Raw genomic sequence first — 19,276 nt, forward strand, 5'->3', positions numbered from 1 at the left:
CAGAGATATCGGAGGCCCGACGGGCGTCTTGACGTCTCGATCCCCAGGCGCCGTAGGCTGGGTCACATGTTAGATGTGGATCGAACAGATGACATCCCGCTGACCGCGCCCTACGGGGTCTGGCTGGGCCTCGGCCCGCAGGCGCTCGGGGCGTACGAGGGCAGGGAGGGCGAGTTCGCCGCCGAGCTGGAAGGTCTGGGCTGGCCGGCGCTGTGGGTGGGCGGGTCGTGGGGCGCCGACCTGGCGCCGATCGAGCGGCTGCTGGCCGGCAGCGAGAACCTGGTGGTCGGCACCTCGATCGCGAACATCTGGCGCGACCCGGCCGAGCAGGTCGCGGCCTCCTACACCCGGGTGGCGCAGCAGTTCGGGGGCCGGTTCGTGCTCGGCCTGGGGGTCGGCCACCATCCGCAGACCGAGCTGAACCAGGGGCAGTACGCGAAACCCCTGGCCAAGCTGGCGGCCTTCCTGGACGTGCTGGACACCGCCGATCCGCCGGTGCCGGCCGGTCACCGGGCGCTGGCCGCCCTCGGCCCGAAGGCGCTGGAGCTGGCCCGCGACCGCTCGGCCGGTGCGCTGCCCTACCTGACCACGCCCGAGCACACCCGGACCGCCCGGCAGGCGCTGGGCCCGGGCACGTTCCTGGCGCCGGAACAGAAGGTGGTGCTCAGTGACGACCCGGTGCAGGCCCGGGGCCTGGCCCGCACGGCGCTGAAGCCCTACCTGTCCCTGCCGAACTACGTGAACTCGTGGCTGCGCCTGGGCTTCGAGCCGGCCGACGTGGAGAACGGCGGCAGCGACCGGCTGATCGACGGCCTGTTCGGCTGGGGCCCCGACGCGCTCGAGCGTGTGCGGCAGCACCGTGAGGCCGGGGCCGATCACGTCTGCGTGCAGCCGGTCCCGGCTCCGGGGCGGCATGCCCTGGACGATCTGAAAATCATCGCCCGGGAACTGTTCTGATCAACAATGAAGGACGCGGGTGGGCACCCGTGGGTGCCCACCCGCGTCCTTAATTCTCGGGGTCTTCCTTCTCGGGCTTCTCGGACTCCTCGTCGGGCCGGGTCAGGGTGCGCTTGCGCTGCGCCCGGGCCAGGCCGGCGATGAAGTCCGGGTCGTCGTCGGGCCCGACCGGGTACTGGCTCATGCCCTCCGCGGCCCAACCGGTGCCGGAGGGATGGCCCGGGGCGTGCTCGTGGCGGCCCCGCCGTGGTCCGGTGGCCAGCAGCCAGAGAACGGCGCCGAAGAGCGGTACCACGATGATCACGGCGACCCATTGGCCCCGGGTCAGGCGGTACAGCTCGTCGGGCGGCGTCTGCAGCACATCGAACACCGAATACACGATCAGGCCGATGTAGAGCAGCGCGGGCAAGGTGGTCAGCAGCACGACTCCGCTCCCCCTTCTGTCGGTGTCCCCAAAGCCTGCCACGTTCTTCGCTCGTTGTGACCGGGCTCAGGCTGAGAGTAGGTCCCGAATCCGCCGGGAGCAGCGCGACGGGAGCCGCGGCCCGGTGGGTTCAGTAGTAGTAGGGGTACGGACTCCAGTCGGGTTCGCGCTTCTGGAGGAACGAGTCGCGCCCCTCGACCGCCTCGTCCGTCATGTAGGCCAGCCGCGTCGCCTCGCCGGCGAACACCTGCTGGCCCATCAGACCGTCGTCGGTGAGATTGAACGCGAACTTCAGCATGCGCTGCGCGGTCGGGCTCTTGCCGTTGATCTCCGCGGCCATCCGCAGCGCCGCGTCCTCCAGCTCGGCGTGGTCGGCGACCTCGTTGACGGCGCCCATCCGCTGCATGGTCTCGGCGTCGTAGGTCCGGCCCAGGAAGAAGATCTCCCGGGCGTTCTTCTGGCCCACCATCTTCGCCAGGTAGGCGGAACCGTAACCGGCGTCGAAAGACCCGACGTCGGCGTCCGTCTGCTTGAACCGGGCGTGCTGGCGGCTGGCGATGGTCAGGTCGCAGACCACGTGCAGGCTGTGCCCGCCCCCGGCCGCCCAGCCATTGACCACGGCGATCACCACCTTGGGCATGGTGCGGATCAGCCGCTGCACCTCCAGGATGTGCAGCCGGCCGCCCTCCGCCTTCACCCGGGCGGAGTCCACGGTCTCGGCGGTCTCGCCCTGCGCGTACTGGTAACCCGAGCGTCCGCGGATGCGCTGATCGCCACCGGAGCAGAAGGCCCAGCCGCCGTCCTTCGCGCTCGGGCCGTTGCCGGTGAGCAGCACGGTGCCCACGTCAGGAGTGCGCCGGGCGTGGTCGAGGGCCTGGTAGAGCTCGTCCACGGTGTGCGGACGGAAGGCGTTGCGGACCTCGGGACGGTGGAAGGCGATACGCACCGTGCGGCCGGCTGGACCCGATCGGGTACATCTGTGATAGGTGATGTCGGTAAAGTCGTATTCGGGAACGGACTCCCATGATGACGGATCGAAGATCCCGGAAACGGTCTGATCAGCATCGTGGGAGCTCGTCATCCGACCGAGAATAGGCCGACCGGCTTCGCGCACCGGCTCGGCCCCCGCATGGCGAGCCCCAGGGCGGGGGTGGTGACGAAGTGGTTCGCGAACCACGGATGAGGTTCACCCTCCGTGGGCAGGATGCGGTCTGGTACTACCAGCACCGCTCCCACAGCCATGTCCTCGTCGACCCCGACGCCGCGAGCCGTTCCCAGGTGCCTGGATTCGTCCGGCCCGTCGAGCTCTGGGCGGCTCCGCAGTGGGCACAGCCCCCGGTGGCTCCGGTGGTGCGCTACGCACAGCTCTTCGGCTCGCTGGTCTCCCTGGAGTCTCTCGAGGCCCTGGACAGCGACTTCGACGGTGACTTCGACTTCGGCAGTGACTTCGGCAGTGACTTCGGGTCCGGCCCGGCGGCCGGGCCCGGCCCGGTGATCGACCGCAGCCGGGTGGTCGACTTCGTGGCCGACCCGCAGTTCCGGCCCGGGGCTCTGGGCACGTTGATGGACGCGGTGGCGGCGGCCGCCGCCGGTGGCCCGCCGGTGGTGCTCGCCGCACCCAGCATCGACACCGGCGCCCGGTGGATCGGCCTGGTCAGCTTCCTCGTCCCGCCGTCGGTGGGGCTGAGACTGTCGTTCTCCACCTTCGAGCGGCTCACCGACGTGCTGGCCCGGGCCAGTGCCGAGGCCGGCGGCGAGGGTGACCTGATCTCGGCCGCGTTGCAGGAAGACGACCCGGAGGGCTGGCGCACGCCGGTGCTCAGCGTGGTGCTCGAGGCCGACCTGGACTCGCCCCGCACCCTGCCCCGCGGCGACGACCTGCCCGTCGTCATCGTCGACCCGCGCGTCGAGGCCGCCGTCGTGGCCGCCGTCGTGGCCGCCGGTCACCAGGTCTACCGCCGTACCCATCTGGGTCAGCGCGTGCGGGTCACCGACTGGTCGCGCCTGGCGCTCGACGCGGTCGGGGAGGAGCCCGGCGCGCTGGAGCGGTGTCTGCGCCGCATCGACGAGATCGCCATGACCACCCCGCCCTCGGGGCCCCGCGGTCACGGGTGGCCCGGCCCGGACTTCACCAACGCCGCCTGGTTCCTCGCCGCCGCCGTCGCGCTCACCCCCGGGCTGCCGCTGGCCCTGCCCACGGCCACTCGCATCATCCTGCGCGACACCCCACCCGGCCTGCAGCTGTCCGACGACCTCGCCGCCGCGCTGGCCTCGCTGGTCGCGGCCACGGTCGACAACGCCGCCCAGGCCTGGGACCGGCTGGTCTCGGCCCGCGAGGCCGACCCGCCGCGCCCCGCCCTGGTGCAGGCGGCCTTCGAGAGCTACCTCTATCTCGCCCTCGACGACGACGCCTGGTTCCTCCAGAACCCGCCGCCGCTGCCCGCGACCATCCGGTTCGACCCGGGCCTGGCCGCCCGGCTGCGCTCGCCGCTGGCCAAGCTGACCGACCGGCTGGCCCGCCCGGCCGGCGGCGGTGAGGCCGGGGTCCGGCACGGCGTGCTGCTGCTGCGCGCCATCGACTTCGCCCACCGCGCCGCCCGGCTCGTGCACGGGCCGGACCTCGCCGCGGCCGGACTGGAACTGCTGGCCGACCGGGCCGCGCGCCTGCTCACCGACGACGGTGAGGCTCTGGGGGCCCGGATCGCCGAACAGGCCGGGCCGCTCGACGAGGCCGCGCTGGCCCGCTGGATCGTGCCGCACCTGGCCGAGGTCGGGCACGAGCCCGGCGGCTGGTTACACACCGGCCGGCGCCCCGGCGAACGGCTCCCGGCCGCGGTCCTGACCCTGGTCGCCCCGGCGGTGGACGCCGACCGGCTGGCCCGGCTGGGCCCCGAGGAACTGGCCGCGGCCGACCTCGGCCCGGGGCCCGACCGGGTGGCGCTGGAGGTGGCGGTGGCCTCGGCCACCGGCCGGATCACCGGTGACCCGCGCCTGCGCGGGCCCGCGGTGCGGCACCTGCTGCGCCTGGCCGTCGACACGAATCCCCAGGCCGACCCGGAACCGCTGGTCGCGGGCATCTTCGACCGGCTGGCCGCGGGTGAGCCGTGGAGTGCGGCCCTGCTCCTGCAGATCGCCGAGCCGGCCCCGCCGAAGCTGACGCCCCACCTGGTGCCGGTCGCCCTGCAACACCTGGCCGACTGGCTGGACGACACCGACAGCGCCCGCCTGGCCGCGACCTTGCTCAAACGCGTCGACTTCCTGCCCCGCCGCGACCAGGACGGCCGGGAGCGCCCGCGCCGGGCCGGCGTCACCGATGCCCAGGCCCAGCTGCTGAACCTGCTGGCCGTCACCGGCCCGGGCTGGCAGGAGCAGGACGACGGGCTGCACCGCCGGGCCGCCGAACTGCTGATGTTCGCCGACCGGGCCTGGCCCGGCCTGGAACCCGGACAGCGCCGCCTGATCGCCCCGCGGGTCACCGTGGCCGCCTTCGCCGTCGCGATCGCCGCCGAACCCGCCCAGCGGGACACCGTGCTGCGCTCGAGGCTGCCCGTGGTGCCGGTCGGCAGCGCCTGGCGCGAGGCGGTACCGCTCGGTCTGGACGCCGCGCTGCCCCTGATCGTGGGTATCCTCCGGCAGAACCGGCACCGTCTGGCCGGTGAGGTCGTGATCGCCTCGACCCGGGCCGTGCTGCGCCCGGGTGAGCTCTCGCCGCAGGCCCTGCGGGCCACCGGCGCCGACGTTCCCCGGCTCCCCGCACTGCCGGTCGGCCCGGTCCTGCGGCAACTGGTGGCGACCGAGAACGAGGCCGTCTCCGGGGCTGCCTTCGCCTCGCCCCCGACCCGGGGGGCCGACGCCGCGACCCGCCTGACGGCCTCCCTGGCCGCGCTGGTGGAGGCCGAGGTGCGCTCCACCCCGGGTCCCGCCGACCGGGTGGCCCTGCGCACGTTCTGGGAGCAGGCTCTGCCCGGCGCCGTGCCGGCACTCGACCCGTTCCCGTTCCACAACGACGAGCCCGAGGTGACCAGCAGCAGCGTGGTGACCGCGGGGGAGTCCGACCGGGCCCTGCGCTTCCGGCTGCGGGCGGCCCGCTCGGCCCTGGGCGGTTACCTCTCGACCGGGCCGATCCGGCTCCCCGAGCTGCCCTTCCGGGCCACACCCCCGCACGGCCTGACCCCGGACGACCGCCCCCACGGCCACGACGCCCCGGGCGCGGATGCCGACTCGCCGCCGCAGCCCCCGCTCCGCCGTCCGCGGGGGGCCGAGCGCGCGGTGAACCGGCCGCCCTGGCTGGAATGGCTGAGAACCGGAAAGCGCCGACCGTAGACATCGGGCTGCCGGGGAAAGTCTGCATGATCACGAAGGGTTCGGTGGGTTCCCCGGCGATCATGAACCCGCCCGGGGCCCGGGGTGCTGGGACGGCGACACCTGGGAGCATGGGCGACGTGATTGCCCGGTGAATCCCTCGACCGCCCTGGCCACCGTCCTGGTCGACTCCCTTGCCCGACTCGGCGTGCGGCACGTCGTGCTCTGCCCGGGCAGTCGCTCGGCCCCGCTGGCCTACGCCCTGGCCGAGGCCGCCGACGCCGGCACCCTCGACCTGCACGTGCGCATCGACGAGCGCACGGCCGCCTTCCTGGCACTGGGCCTGGCCCGGGGCAGTGGTGTCCCGGCCGCCGTGGTCACCACCTCCGGCACGGCCGTGGCCAACCTGCATCCCGCGGTGCTGGAGGCGGCACACTCGGGAGTGCCCCTGCTGGTGCTCTCCGCCGACCGGCCGCACGAACTCCGCGGCACCGGCGCCAGCCAGACCACCGATCAGGTCAAGCTCTTCGGGTCGGCCGTGCGCTGGTTCGGTGAGATCCCCGCGCCCACCGGGCACCGGGCCGGACAGGTCGCGGGCTGGCGCAACGTCACCTCCCGGGCCGTGGCCGCCGCCCGGGGCCTGATCGGCCACGCGCCCGGCCCGGTCCAGCTCAACATCGGCTTCGCCGAGCCGCTCACACCGGACGAGGGTGAGCCCGGTCCCTGGCCCGAGCAGCTCGTGCCCGACGCCCCGGCGACGACGACCTCGTCCGCCGGGATCGTCCCTGGTCTCACCTCCATCCCCGAACCCGCTCCGCCGGCCCCGTTCGTGCTCGCATCCGGGCCCCGCACGGTCGTCCTCGCCGGGGACGGCGCCGGACCCGAGGCCGCCCACCTGGCCACCCGCGCCCACTGGCCGCTGCTCGCCGAACCCTCATCGGGCGTCCGCGATTCCACGACCGCTGCGCCCTACCGTCTGCTGCTGGGCACCCAGCTCGGCGAGAAGATCGAGCGAGTGATCGTCTTCGGCCGTCCGACGCTGTCCCGCCCGGTCACCCGGCTGCTCTCGTCGCGCACGGTCGAGATCATCGTCGTCTCGCCCCGCCCCGACTGGAGCGACGCCGGGCGCCTGGCCCGGATCGTGGTCCCCGCCGTGACGGTGGCCGACCACCGGGCGCACGACGAGACCTGGCTCAGCGAATGGCTTTCTGCCGCCCAGGAGACCGAGAAGGCGATCGGTGCGGTGATCGACGACGAGGAGAGGCTCACCGGCCAGCTCGTCGCCCGCGAGATCGCCGGGGCCACCGGGCCCGACGATCTGCTGTTCTCCGGATCCAGCAACCCGATCCGCGACCTCGACCTGGTGGCGCGGATCCCGCACGGCGCCCAGCTGATGGCCAACCGGGGCCTCGCGGGCATCGACGGCACGATCTCCACGGCGATCGGGGCCGCGCTCGCCTCCGGCCGCACCACCCGTCTGCTGCTGGGTGACCTGACCTTCCTGCACGACGCCAACGCGCTGCTGCTGGGGCCGGGCGAGCCGCGGCCGAACCTGCAGATCGTGGTGGTGGACGACCACGGCGGCGGTATCTTCGCCACGCTCGAGCACGGAGCCCGGGCCGAGCGCGGCGAGACCCAGAACCGGCACTACGAAAGGGTGTTCGGCACACCCCAGGAGGTCGACCTGGAGGCCCTGGCCCGCGGCTACGGGGTGGCCTACGCCCGGGTCGCCGACGCCGGCGAGCTGGAGGCGAGGCTTACCTCGTCCATCATCGGCATCTCTTTACTGCACGTGGAGATCGACCGCACGCGGCACCGTGAGCTGACGGACAAGCTGCGCCGGGCTATCGGGGCTAGCGGCTGAGAGCACCCCGGATCGGCAGCAGCTTGGCCTCGGACTCGGCCAGCTCGGCCTCCGGGTCGGAACCCGCCACGATGCCGCAACCCGCGAAGAGCCGTAGCAGACGCGGGTTCTCGTCGGACAGTGCAGCACAGCGCAGCGCGATGCCCCACTCGCCGTCGCCGGCCGCGTCGACCCAGCCGACCGGTCCGGCGTAACGCCCGCGGTCCATCCCCTCGACCGACTCGATCAGCTTCGCGGCGGCCGGGGTGGGCGTGCCACAGACCGCGGCCGAGGGGTGCAGCGCGGCGGCCAGATCGAGCGAGGTGGCGCCGTCGGCCAGGACCCCGGTCACGTCCGTGGCCAGGTGCATCACGTTGGGCAGGTGCAGTACGAAGGGGGAGTCGGGCACGTTCGTCGTGGTGCAGTGCGGGGCCAGGGCATCGGCCACGGAGCGCACGGCGTACTCGTGCTCCTCCAGGTCTTTGCTGGAACGGGCCAGAGAGGCGGCCAGAGCCAGGTCCTGCTCGTCGTTCTGCGTACGCCGGATCGTGCCGGCCAGCACCCGCGAGGTCACCAGGCCGCGTTCCAGCTTGACCAGCATCTCCGGGGTGGCGCCGACCAGGCCGTCGACGCTGAAGGTCCAGCAGTTCGGGTAGTCGGTGGCCAGCCGGGCCAGCAGGTCACGGGGGTCGACGTCGTCGACGGTGCGGGCCAGCACGTCGCGGGCCAGCACCACCTTCTCCACCTCACCGGCCCCGATCCGGCCGATCGCCTCGGCGACCGCGGCCTTCCACTCCTGCGGGTCGAGCGCACCGGGCACGAATCGTGTGCCTTCCGGGGCGGTCAGCTCGCGCTCGGAGGACGTCAGGGCGACCGGGGCCGGAAGCGCCCCGTCGGCACTGATCGTGGTCAGCCACCAGGTGTCGCCCCGGAAGCCCACCACCACCTCGGGCACGATCAGCACGCCACCGGCCGGGGAGCCGGCCGAGAAGGCGAACGAGCCGAAGGCCACCGGACCGGTGCCGGGCAGCCGGACCTCGTCGCGGACGACCGCGTGACGCGCCGTCTCCGCCCAGGTGCGGGCCACCGAACCGAACCGGGTCTCGCCCTCACCGGTGATCCGCATCGCCTCACCCCAGCCGACCAGGCCCTCTCCACGCCGCACCCAGGACAGGCCCGGGCCGGGCGGGAGCAGGGACAGCAGGGGACCGGGGTCGGAGATCGCCACGGTGCGGGCAACCAGGGGAGCCAGGGCGGGAGCAATGGTCATGATGGCTTCCAGATTAGGAGCGCATCGGCAGACATTCACTGCCGGGTCCACCCTCTCCGGCGCTCGCGAACCCGGCGTATCGGGCAACGCCGCAGGCGATCAACGCTGTCACCTGCGTCCCTCAGGTAACGGTGAACCCAACTGTGAACTCGCGCACCCTGGGTCCGAACGGGCGCGATGGAGCGCTCCGGGCCCGCCCGTGGGAGCATCGACACCATGTCCCGCGCTGGTCTGGAGAAGACGCCACATGAGGTGGCGAGCATGTTCGACGGTGTCGCCGCTCGCTACGACCTGACGAACACCGTGCTGGCGATGCGCCAGGACGTCCGCTGGCGGAAGCTGGTCGCACAGGCCCTCGACCTGCGGGCCGGGCAGTCCGTGCTCGACCTGGCCGCCGGCACCGGTACCTCGAGCGAGCCCTTCGCCGACGCCGGGGTGCACACCGTGCCCTGCGACTTCAGCCTGGGCATGCTGCGCGTGGGTAAGACCCGCCGCGCCGACCTGCCCTTCGTGGCCGGCGACGCCACGAGGCTCCCCTTCGCCGATGCCTCGTTCGACGCCGTCACCATCAGCTTCGGCCTGCGCAACGTGGTCGACGTCGACGCCGCCCTGGCCGAGATGCGCCGCGTCACCCGGCCTGGCGGAAAGCTCGTGGTCTGCGAGTTCTCGCACCCCACCTGGGCGCCGTGGCGCACCGTCTACACCGAGTACCTGATGCGCGCCCTGCCCGAGGTGGCCAAGGTGGTCAGCTCCAACCCCGACGCGTACGTCTACCTGGCCGAGTCCATCCGCGCCTGGCCCGACCAGCGTGGCCTCGCCGCCAAGCTGAACGGCGCCGGCTGGGACAACGTCAGCCACCGCAACCTCTCCGGCGGCATCGTGGCCCTGCACCGCGCCTACCGCTGAGCCGCTCTCCCGCTGGTGCCCTCGTCCCTTCGGGCCGGGGGCACCAGCATTTTGGCTTGAGGACGTCGTTGAGCCCCGGTCCCACCGGTCACCTCGGTGAGATGGGGGCGGGTGGGATCGATCAGGATCACCGGGGCGATGGGCACCTCTCGCTCGGACACTTGGCGGCCTGGTGGACCGGTTTGCTCGGCGACCTCGCGGCTCGGCGGCCTGGCGAACCGGTGGCTCGGCGGCTCGGCGACCGGCACGGCCACGTGGCGCGTCACCCGTGGAGGGTGCGGGGTGCTCGGGAGCGCATCAGTTTCGGCTGTGGTGCCTGATTCGGCTGCGGCACCAGTCTCGGATGCCACCTGGTGTCCGCACCGAGCCGCTCTCGCACCCCACGCGCGCTCCCAGCACGGGGCGCTGATCGTTACTGGGGAAGATCTGACCCTGTATAGCGCACGGATCTTCCCCAGTCAGGCTGAGCAGGCCCGGTCTGAGGATCGTGTGCACTCGTTGCGGGTAGGGCGCAAGGAATGCACACGATCCCGGATCGGACGCTGAGATGGCCTGGGCCACACAACCTCCTGCCGCCCCGACACCCCAGCTGCCCCGTCCTCCTCCGATTCCCCTCAGCTGCCCGGCGCCGGACGATTCCGAGTTGCCGCTCTGAGATCCTCGCGCCCCGAGTCGCCCAGCACCCGAAGCCTCCGAGCTACCCGGACCTCTTGAAGCCATGCGGAGCCTTGGGGGCGCCTCGTCCCCTGGGACTACGCGGAGCCTTGAGACCGCTTCGTCTCCTGGGGCATGTGGAGTCTTGGGGTTGTCTCGTCCCTGGGGCCATGCGGAGCCTTGAGACCACCCGTCCCCTGAGGCACGCAGACCACGACCCGCCTGACTGCGACCCTCCGTAACCGACCGGCCCGGGACTCACGCAGCCACACAGATCTCCCAACCCTGACCTCCATGACCCCAACCCCCTGACGGGACCCAGGGCCTGCGTCCTCAAACACTGCGACCTCCCGCCACCCCCCTCATCGGCCCTCGTCCACCCGGCGGGTGGTTGGCGTGGATTCGGGACTTTGGGCCGGGGTTACGAAAGGACCGTTGGAAATAGCAAGGCCCTCGGCCGTAAGATTTCGAAGTGTTCGGTGAACGGTCGTAGTAGTTCCACCTAAACCCGCACATCGCCTTTTGGCTGAAACCTCAAGCAAAACCCACCAGTACTAATGTCACACAGTGTCGAAATAAATGAGGCGCCTGGAATATGGGCCGCGAGCGAGGTGACACGGGGTGACGAAAACAAGGCCAAAAGTCCTTCGCCGGGCCTCCGCGAGTCCCGTGAATTAGCACCTCATTTTGTCACCTAAATCGACCCCGTTTTGCCGACGCCCTGAAAAGCCTTACCTCGCAATCATGTTCAGAAATGAATTACGGTACTTCAAGGGTTCGTAAAGCAGCAGGTCAGTGCCGGAAGGAACGGCTGGGCAAAGCGGTACCCCACGAGCCCGTTGCCTTCTGTTCTGGTCGTATGCTGTGCCGCGTGAATCACTTCACAAGCGGGTTCAGTCGCCCTTCACGGGGGATCACCAGCAATCGCGACGGCGCGGCACACCCAGCGGCCGTGGCGCATTTGCAGGCCCCTAGGATGGGCGCGGCCCGGGTCGTTCCGGTCCGTTCAATGGTGACAAGTGCGGGAAGGCTGCTGTCATGAACCCATACGTCCCGATCCTGGCTCTGATGGCCATCGGTGGTGGGTTCGCCGTCTTCTCCGTTGCCGCCGGCGCCTTCACCGGCCCCAAGCGTTATAACCGGGCCAAGCTCGAGGCCTACGAATGCGGCATCGAGCCCACTCCGCCGGCTGCGGGCGGTGGCCGGTTCCCGATCAAGTACTACCTGGTGGCGATGCTGTTCATCGTCTTCGACATCGAGAGCGTCTTCCTCCTTCCGTTCGCGGTCGCCTTCGACTCTCTCGGCGTCTTCGCGCTGGTCGAGATGGTGCTCTTCGTGATCACCGTGTTCATCGCTTACGCCTACGTCTGGCGCCGCGGCGGCCTGGAGTGGGACTGAGGCCCGAGCCCACGAGGCCCAAACCCACCAGGACAGAGGGAATCTAGATGGGTATCGAAGAGAAGCTCCCCAGTGGTTTCATGCTGACCTCGGTCGAGGTGCTGGCCGGCTACATGCGTAAGGCCTCGCTCTGGCCTGCGACATTCGGCCTGGCCTGCTGCGCGATCGAGATGATGACCAGTGGCGCGCCGCGCTACGACCTCGGCCGGTTCGGCATGGAGGTCTTCCGGGCCTCGCCGCGCCAGGCCGACCTGATGATCGTGGCGGGCCGGGTGAGCCAGAAGATGGCCCCGGTGGTGCGCCAGGTCTACGACCAGATGGTCAACCCGAAATGGGTTCTGTCGATGGGCGTCTGCGCCTCCTCCGGCGGGATGTTCAACAACTACGCGATCGTCCAGGGCGTCGACCACATCGTGCCGGTCGACATCTATCTGCCTGGTTGCCCGCCCCGTCCGGAGATGCTGATCAACGCGATTCTGGAGCTGCACCAGCAGATCCAGAACATGCCGCTGGGCGTCAACCGGGAAGAGGCGGCCCGCGCGGCCGAGGCGGCGGCGCTCAAGGCCATCCCGACCTCCCAGATGAAGGGCCTGCTCCGATGACCAGCGGGACCGACGGCATCGACGAACCCGGCGAACTGTCCGTCCACACTGTCGAGGCCGACGTGATCACCACCCGGCGCGGCATGTTCGGCAACCGGGGCTCGGGTGACACCTCGGGCTTCGGGGGACTGGTGCGCAGCGTCGCGCTGCCCCCGCCCTCGCCCCGCCCCTACGGCGGCTGGTTCGACACCGTCACCGACCTCCTGGCCGAGGCACTCACCGCGGCGGGTACCGACCCGGCCGGTGTCATCGAGTCGGTGGTGGTCGACCGGGGCGAGATCACTTTCCACATTCACCGCGAGCACATCCTGCTGGTCGCGAAAACCCTGCGGGACGAGCCCGATCTGCGGTTCGAGCTGTTCTCCGGCGTGAGCGGTGTGCACTACCCCGACGACACGGGCCGGGAGCTGCGCGCCGTCTACCACCTGACCTCGATCACCCACACCCGCCGGGTGCGGCTCGAGGTCTCGGTGCCGGACTCCGACCGGCACATCCCGTCGGTCGTCGAGGTCTACCCCAGCGCCAACTGGCACGAGCGCGAGGTCTGGGACTTCTTCGGCCTGATCTTCGACGGCCACCCGGCGCTGACGCGCATCCAGATGCCCGACGACTGGCCGGGCCACCCCCAGCGCAAGGACTATCCGCTCGGCGGAATCCCGGTGGAGTACAAGGGCGCCACCATTCCGCCGCCGGACACGAGGAGGTCGTACAACTGATGGCCGAATCCACGATCGACGCGGACAACTCGACCGACGCCGCCGAGAAGGCGGCCGAGGGCAAGGTCTTCACGTCTGCCGGTGGCGACTGGGCCGACATCGCCGAGGAGGCGACGAACCTCGGCGAGGAACGCATCGTCGTCAACATGGGCCCTCAGCACCCGTCCACCCACGGGGTGCTCCGGCTCATCCTCGAGCTCGACGGCGAGACGGTCACCGAGGCCCGCTGCGGCATCGGATACCTGCATACCGGTATCGAGAAGAACATGGAGTTCCGTTCCTGGACCCAGGGCGTGACCTTCGTGACCCGCATGGACTACCTGACCCCGCTGTTCCAGGAGGCCGCGTACTGCCTGGGCGTGGAGAAGCTCCTGGGCATCACCGACGACATCCCCGAGCGGGCGACGGTCATCCGGGTGCTGCTGATGGAGCTCAACCGGGTCAGTTCGCACCTGGTCGCGCTGGCCACCGGTGGTATGGAGATCGGCGCCCTGACCGTGATGACGGTCGGTTTCCGGGAGCGCGAGGTGGTGCTGCACCTCCTGGAGCTGATCACCGGCCTGCGTATGAACCACGCGTTCATCCGCCCCGGCGGCCTGGCGCAGGACCTGCCGCCCGGCGCGATCGACCGGATCCGCGAAGACATCCCGCTGCTGCGCAAGGGCATCTCCGACATCGAGAAGCTCAGTAATGAGAACCCGCTGGTCAAGGCCCGGATGCAGGATGTCGGCGTGCTCGACCTGACCGGGTGCATGGCGCTGGGCGTCACCGGGCCGGTGCTGCGTTCCACCGGTTTCCCGCACGACCTGCGCAAGTCCGAGCCGTACTGCGGTTACGAGACCTACGACTTCGACGTGCAGACCTGGGACACCTCCGACGCCTACGGGCGGCTCCGCATCCGGATCAACGAGATGAAGGAGTCGCTCAAGATCGTCGAGCAGACCCTGGACCGGTTGCAGGAGATGGGTCCCGGCCCGGTCATGATCGCCGACAAGAAGATCGCCTGGCCGGCCCAGCTGGCCATCGGCGGTGACGGGATGGGCAACAGCCTGGACCACATCAAGGAGATCATGGGCACCTCGATGGAGGCCCTGATCCACCACTTCAAGCTGGTCACCGAGGGCTTCCGGGTCCCGGCCGGGCAGGTCTACCAGGCGGTCGAGTCGCCCCGCGGCGAACTCGCGGTGCACCTGGTCTCGGACGGCGGAACCCGGCCTTACCGGGCCCATTTCCGTGACCCGTCGTTCCACAACCTGCAGGCGATGGCGGCAATGAGCGAGGGCGGGCAGATGGCCGACGTGATCGTGGCCGTGGCGTCGATCGACCCGGTGATGGGTGGGGTCGACCGCTGATGGCACTCTCCGCAGAAGCCGTCCAGCGGCTTTCCACCGAGGCCGGGCAGATCATGGCCCGTTACCCGCAGCAGCGCTCGGCCCTGCTGCCCATGCTGCACCTGGTGCAGAGCGAGGAAGGCTACGTCAGCCCGGACGGGATCGCGCTGTGCGCGGAGCTTCTCGGGCTCAGCACGGCCGAGGTGTCCGCGGTCGCGACCTTCTACACGCAGTACAAGCGCCACCCCAACGGTGAGTACACGGTCGGGGTCTGCACCAACACGCTGTGCGCGGTGATGGGCGGCGACGCCATCTTCGACTCGCTCGAGGAGCACCTCGAAGTCGGTCACGACGAGACCACGCAGGACGGCAAGATCACCCTCGAGCGCCTCGAGTGCAACGCGGCCTGCGACTTCGCGCCGGTGGTGATGGTGAACTGGGAGTTCTTCGACAACCAGACGCCGTCGTCGGCCCGCAGGATCTGCGACCGGCTGCGCGCCGGTGAGCCGGTGGCCCCCACCCGGGGGCCGAACCAGGTGCCGACCTTCAAAGAGGTCTCGCACGTGCTGGCCGGTTTCAACGACGGACGCGCGAACGAGGGCGTCGGGGCCGGTGAGGCTTCCCTGCGGGGAACCCTGCTGGCGGCCGAGAAGGGCTGGCAGGCGCCTGGTCCCGCGGGTACCGGGGGTCCGTCGGCCGAAAAGCCCCAACAGGGGACGTCCACCACGACGACTCCGGCGGCCACCGCTTCCGCGGCGGCAGACGTCAAGGACCGCGCGGCCAAGACCAGTGGCTCTGACGCACCCGCGGTCGACCCGGGCACGAAGAACCGCGCGGGCACCCAGGCGGGCAAGTCCCCGGCCGAGGCGACGCAGGGCGAAGCCGATCCGGGCACCGGCACCGAGACGAAGGGCTGAGGTTCCGATGACTGAAACAGTACGTGAGCCGGTCACTCTCACCCCCGTGCTGTCGAAGCACTGGAACGAGGCCGAGTCCTGGACCCTGGAGAGCTACGAGCGCAACGGCGGTTACCAGGCCCTGCGCAAGGCGCTGGCCATGGCCCCGGAAGACGTCGTCAGTGCGGTGAAGGACTCCGGCCTGCGCGGCCGGGGCGGCGCCGGCTTCCCGACCGGGCTCAAGTGGAGTTTCCTGCCCAAGCCCGACGGCAACCCGCGCTACCTGGTGATCAACGCCGACGAGTCGGAACCGGGAACCTGTAAAGACATTCCGCTGATGATGGCGACGCCCCAGTACCTGATCGAGGGCGCGATCATCACCTGCCACGCGATCCGGGCCGAACGCGCGTTCATCTACCTGCGCGGCGAGGTCGTGCACGTGTACCGCCGTCTGCTGCAGGCGGTCGAGGAGGCCCGCGCCGCGGGTTATCTCGGCGAGAACGTGCTGGGCTCCGGGCAGAACATCGACATCGTGGTGCACGCCGGCGCCGGCGCCTACATCTGCGGCGAGGAGACGGCGCTGCTCGACTCGCTCGAGGGACGGCGCGGTCAGCCCCGCCTGAAGCCGCCGTTCCCGGCGGTCGCGGGTCTGTACGCCCGGCCCACCGTGGTCAACAACGTCGAGTCCATCGCCAGCGTGCCGAGCGTCATCGACAACGGCTCGAGCTGGTTCTCGGGCATGGGCACTGCCAAGAGCGCCGGTTTCGGTTTCTTCTCGCTCTCCGGGCACGTGAAGCGGCCCGGCCAGTACGAGGCCCCGCTGGGCATCACGCTGCGCGAGCTGATCGACATGGCCGGGGGCATGCGCGAAGGCCACGAGCTGAAGTTCTGGACCCCGGGCGGCTCGTCCACCCCGATGTTCACGGCTGAACACCTCGACGTGCCCCTGGACTTCGAGTCCACCGGGGCCGCCGGTTCGATGCTCGGCACCCGGGCGCTGCAGATCTTCGACGAGACGGTCTGCGTGGTGCGGGCCGTACTGCGCTGGACCGAGTTCTACGCGCACGAGTCCTGCGGCAAGTGCACCCCGTGCCGTGAGGGCACGTACTGGCTGGTTCAGGTGCTGCGCCAGCTGGAGAACGGTCAGGGTCAGCCGTCCGACCTGGACCGTCTGCTAGACATCTGCGACAACATCCTGGGCCGCTCGTTCTGCGCCCTCGGTGACGGCGCGACCAGCCCGATCAGCTCGTCCGTCCAGCACTTCCGGGACGAGTACCTGCGCCACCTGGACGAGGGCGGCTGCCCCTTCGACCCGGTGAAGTCCACGCTCTTTGCTGGAGTGAACGCCTGATGACCGTCACCGATCCGTCCAAGCCAGCCGTTGATCTGGTGACCCTGACCATCGACGGGGTCGAGGTCAGCGTGCCCAAGGGCACCCTGCTGATCCGCGCCGCCGAGGAACTGGGCATCGCCATCCCGCGGTTCTGCGACCATCCGCTCCTGGCCCCGGCCGGCGCCTGCCGGCAGTGCCTGGTCGAGGTCGCCATGCCGGACCGGGAGGGGAACGTGCGGCCGATGCCCAAGCCGCAGGCATCCTGCACCATGACGGCCACCCCCGGGATGGTGGTCAAGACCCAGCTCACCTCGCCGGTCTCGGAGAAGGCCCAGCGCGGGGTCATGGAGCTGCTGCTCATCAACCACCCGCTGGACTGCCCGGTCTGCGACAAGGGTGGCGAATGCCCGCTGCAGAACCAGGCCCTCGCGAACGGCCAGGGCGAGAGCCGCTTCACCGAGGTGAAGCGCACCTTCCCCAAGCCGATCCGGATCTCCACCCAGGTGCTGCTCGACCGGGAGCGCTGCATCCTCTGCCAACGCTGCACCCGGTTCTCCAAGGAGATCGCCGGCGACCCGTTCATCGATCTGCAGATGCGCGGCGCGCACCAGCAGATCGGTACCTTCTCGCCCGGCGTCCTGGACTTCCACGTCGATCTGCCTTACCCCGTCGTCCGCACCAGCGAGGAACTCGAGCCCACCGTGGAGTCCCCGACCCAGGGGTCCACGAAAGATGAGTCCCGCGGCGCCTCGCACGATCACGTCACCGGTACCTACGCGGCCGACGGCATCACCACCCGCGGCGAGTCCATGCTCGACGAGTCGGGCCAGCCGTTCGCCAGCTACTTCTCCGGCAACACCATCCAGATCTGCCCGGTCGGCGCGCTGACCGGTGCGGCCTACCGGTTCCGGGCCCGCCCGTTCGACCTGGTGTCGAGCAAGGGCGTCTGCGAGCACTGCGCCGGGGGCTGCGCGCTGCGCGTCGACCACCGTCGCGGCAAGGTCGCGCGGCGTCTGGCGGCGGAAGACAGCGCGGTGAACGAGGAGTGGAACTGCGACAAGGGTCGCTGGGCCTTCACCTGGTCCACCGGCGCCGACCGTCTGACCCACCCGCTGGTGCGCGACCCGGAGTCCGGGGAGCTGGAGCCGGTGAGCTGGCCGTACGCCCTCGAGGTGGCGGCGAAGGGCCTGCTCAAGGCGCGCGACGCCGGGGGAGTGGGTGTGCTGCCCGGCGGTCGGCTGACCGTCGGTGACGCCTACGCCTACGCCAAGTTCGCGCGAGTGGTGCTGCGCACCAACGACATCGACTTCCGTTCCCGGGCCCACTCGGCCGAGGAGGAGGCCTTCCTCAGCCACGCCGTGGCCGGTACCGGCCTGGGCGTCACCTACGCCGCGCTGGAGGCCGCACCGTCGGTGCTGCTCGCCGGTCTGGAGGCCGAGGAAGAGGCGGCCAGCGTCTTCCTGCGGCTGCGCAAGTCGGTGCTGAAGGGCCGCAAGAAGGTCTACTCGATCGCGCCCTGGGCCAGCCGCGGCCTGATCAAGCTGTCCGGCACGCTGCTCCAGACCGTTCCCGGTCAGGAGGCCGCCGCACTCGGTACCGCGGCCGCCGCCGAGGCGGTGGCCGAGCCCGGTTCGATCATCCTGCTCGGCCCGCGCCTGACCGAGTCGCCCGGTGCCTACCAGGCCGCCCTGGCCCTGGCCGCGAGCTCCGGTGCCCGGCTGGCCTGGGTGCCGCGCCGGGCCGGGGAGCGGGGTGCGGTCGAGGCCGGCGCCCTGCCCGGTCTGCTGCCCGGTGGCCGCCCGGTCTCCGACCCGGCCGCCCGGGTCGACATGGCTGCGGCCTGGGACGTGGAGAGCCTTCCCTCCCAGCCCGGACGCGACGCCACCCGGATCGTCGACGCCGCCGCCGCCGGCGTCCTGGCCGGTCTGCTCGTCGGTGGTGTCGACCCCGACGACATGCCCGATCCGGCCGCTGCCCGGGCCGCCCTGGAGACCGCGTCGTTCGTGGTCAGCCTCGAGGTGCGGGCCAGCGCGGTGACGGCCTACGCCGACGTCGTGCTGCCGGTGGCCCCGCCCGCCGAGAAGGGCGGCACGTACCTCAACTGGGAGGGCCGTCACCGGGAGTTCCCGCAGGCCCTCACCTCCGACGCCCTCAGCGACGGCGAGGTGCTCGACTCCCTGGCCTCCGAGGTCGGGGCCTGGCTCGGGCTGCGCGGCGAGCTGTCCGGCACCGCCGAGCTGGCCTCCCTGGGTCGCTGGGAGGGTGCGAAGGCGGACAAGCCCGAGAACCACACCGTGCCGGTGGCCGGAACCACCGTGCTCTCGACCTGGTCGATGCTGCTCGACCGGGGCCGGCTGCAGGACGGCGAGCCGTACCTGGCGGGCACCGCACACCGCGCGGTCGCCCGGATGTCTCCGGTCACCGCCGCGCAACTGGGCGTGCAGAACGGGATCTCGAGCAACGTGACGGTGTTCAACGACCGTGGGGAGATCACCTTGCCGCTCGCCCTGACCCCGATGCCCGACGGCGTCGTCTGGCTGCCCAGCAATTCCCCGGGCAGCCCGGTCCGCTCGAAGCTGGCGGCCGGCAACGGTGACGCGGTCTCCGTGCGGCTCGCCGGTGACCAGCTGATGGGAGCCTGATC

At 70.9% G+C, this 19,276-nt stretch carries 14 protein-coding genes; 11 read left to right on the plus strand and 3 right to left on the minus strand.

Annotated features, from left to right (window positions below; translation table 11 throughout):
- Positions 1 to 75: 75 nt before the first annotated feature.
- The gene (locus tag QSK05_RS04740) at positions 76 to 957 is read left to right on the plus strand and encodes a TIGR03620 family F420-dependent LLM class oxidoreductase (protein ID WP_285594273.1); all 882 of its coding nucleotides are present in this window, start codon (positions 76 to 78) and stop codon (positions 955 to 957) included.
- A 49-nt stretch (positions 958 to 1,006) separates the two neighbouring features.
- Here QSK05_RS04740 and QSK05_RS04745 read toward each other — a convergent pair whose 3' ends face one another.
- Together QSK05_RS04745 and QSK05_RS04750 are read right to left on the minus strand one after the other, a co-directional pair.
- Positions 1,007 to 1,381, minus strand: a complete 375-nt coding sequence (locus QSK05_RS04745; RefSeq protein WP_285594275.1) for a PLD nuclease N-terminal domain-containing protein — start codon at positions 1,379 to 1,381, stop codon at positions 1,007 to 1,009.
- Positions 1,382 to 1,511: 130 nt separating this feature from the next.
- Positions 1,512 to 2,462 (minus strand): 1,4-dihydroxy-2-naphthoyl-CoA synthase, encoded by a 951-nt coding sequence (locus QSK05_RS04750; RefSeq protein WP_285594278.1) that lies wholly within the window; start codon positions 2,460 to 2,462, stop codon positions 1,512 to 1,514.
- Positions 2,463 to 2,560: 98 nt separating this feature from the next.
- Here QSK05_RS04750 and QSK05_RS04755 point away from each other — a divergent pair, with 98 nt between their 5' ends.
- Together QSK05_RS04755 and menD are read left to right on the plus strand one after the other, a co-directional pair.
- On the plus strand, positions 2,561 to 5,704 hold the full coding sequence (locus QSK05_RS04755) for a GAP1-M domain-containing protein (RefSeq protein ID WP_285594279.1): 3,144 nt from the start codon (positions 2,561 to 2,563) through the stop codon (positions 5,702 to 5,704).
- A 130-nt stretch (positions 5,705 to 5,834) separates the two neighbouring features.
- Positions 5,835 to 7,547, plus strand: a complete 1,713-nt coding sequence (gene menD, locus QSK05_RS04760) for a 2-succinyl-5-enolpyruvyl-6-hydroxy-3-cyclohexene-1-carboxylic-acid synthase (RefSeq protein WP_285594281.1) — start codon at positions 5,835 to 5,837, stop codon at positions 7,545 to 7,547.
- On the opposite strand, the gene QSK05_RS04765 is transcribed toward menD, so the two are convergent.
- Positions 7,537 to 8,796: an isochorismate synthase gene (locus QSK05_RS04765; RefSeq protein ID WP_285594282.1), complete on the minus strand. Its 1,260-nt coding sequence runs from the start codon at positions 8,794 to 8,796 to the stop codon at positions 7,537 to 7,539. The two genes, menD and QSK05_RS04765, sit on opposite strands and share 11 nt — an antisense overlap.
- Positions 8,797 to 9,012: 216 nt before the next feature.
- On the opposite strand from QSK05_RS04765, the gene QSK05_RS04770 reads away from it, so the two are divergent.
- The 8 genes from QSK05_RS04770 (at position 9,013) to QSK05_RS04805 (ending at position 19,274) form a co-directional block, all read left to right on the plus strand.
- Positions 9,013 to 9,702, plus strand: a complete 690-nt coding sequence (locus tag QSK05_RS04770; protein WP_285594283.1) for a demethylmenaquinone methyltransferase — start codon at positions 9,013 to 9,015, stop codon at positions 9,700 to 9,702.
- Between the two features lie 1,692 nt (positions 9,703 to 11,394).
- Positions 11,395 to 11,754, plus strand: a complete 360-nt coding sequence (locus tag QSK05_RS04775; protein WP_231482892.1) for an NADH-quinone oxidoreductase subunit A — start codon at positions 11,395 to 11,397, stop codon at positions 11,752 to 11,754.
- Positions 11,755 to 11,801: 47 nt separating this feature from the next.
- Positions 11,802 to 12,356, plus strand: coding sequence for a NuoB/complex I 20 kDa subunit family protein (locus QSK05_RS04780; RefSeq protein ID WP_231482891.1), 555 nt, complete (start codon positions 11,802 to 11,804; stop codon positions 12,354 to 12,356).
- On the plus strand, positions 12,353 to 13,072 hold the full coding sequence (locus tag QSK05_RS04785) for an NADH-quinone oxidoreductase subunit C (RefSeq protein WP_285594286.1): 720 nt from the start codon (positions 12,353 to 12,355) through the stop codon (positions 13,070 to 13,072). The genes QSK05_RS04780 and QSK05_RS04785 overlap by 4 nt, the downstream gene beginning before the upstream one ends.
- On the plus strand, positions 13,072 to 14,424 hold the full coding sequence (locus tag QSK05_RS04790; protein ID WP_285594288.1) for an NADH-quinone oxidoreductase subunit D: 1,353 nt from the start codon (positions 13,072 to 13,074) through the stop codon (positions 14,422 to 14,424). The genes QSK05_RS04785 and QSK05_RS04790 overlap by 1 nt, the downstream gene beginning before the upstream one ends.
- Positions 14,424 to 15,320, plus strand: coding sequence for an NADH-quinone oxidoreductase subunit NuoE (gene nuoE, locus QSK05_RS04795; RefSeq protein WP_285594290.1), 897 nt, complete (start codon positions 14,424 to 14,426; stop codon positions 15,318 to 15,320). The genes QSK05_RS04790 and nuoE overlap by 1 nt, the downstream gene beginning before the upstream one ends.
- A 7-nt stretch (positions 15,321 to 15,327) precedes the next feature.
- Positions 15,328 to 16,650: an NADH-quinone oxidoreductase subunit NuoF gene (gene nuoF, locus QSK05_RS04800; RefSeq protein WP_285594292.1), complete on the plus strand. Its 1,323-nt coding sequence runs from the start codon at positions 15,328 to 15,330 to the stop codon at positions 16,648 to 16,650.
- On the plus strand, positions 16,650 to 19,274 hold the full coding sequence (locus QSK05_RS04805) for an NADH-quinone oxidoreductase subunit G (RefSeq protein ID WP_285594294.1): 2,625 nt from the start codon (positions 16,650 to 16,652) through the stop codon (positions 19,272 to 19,274). Before nuoF ends, QSK05_RS04805 begins: the two co-directional genes overlap by 1 nt.
- Positions 19,275 to 19,276: the final 2 nt, after the last annotated feature.

The sequence above is a fragment of the Kineosporia sp. NBRC 101731 genome (genome assembly GCF_030269305.1).
GTDB lineage: Bacteria > Actinomycetota > Actinomycetes > Actinomycetales > Kineosporiaceae > Kineosporia.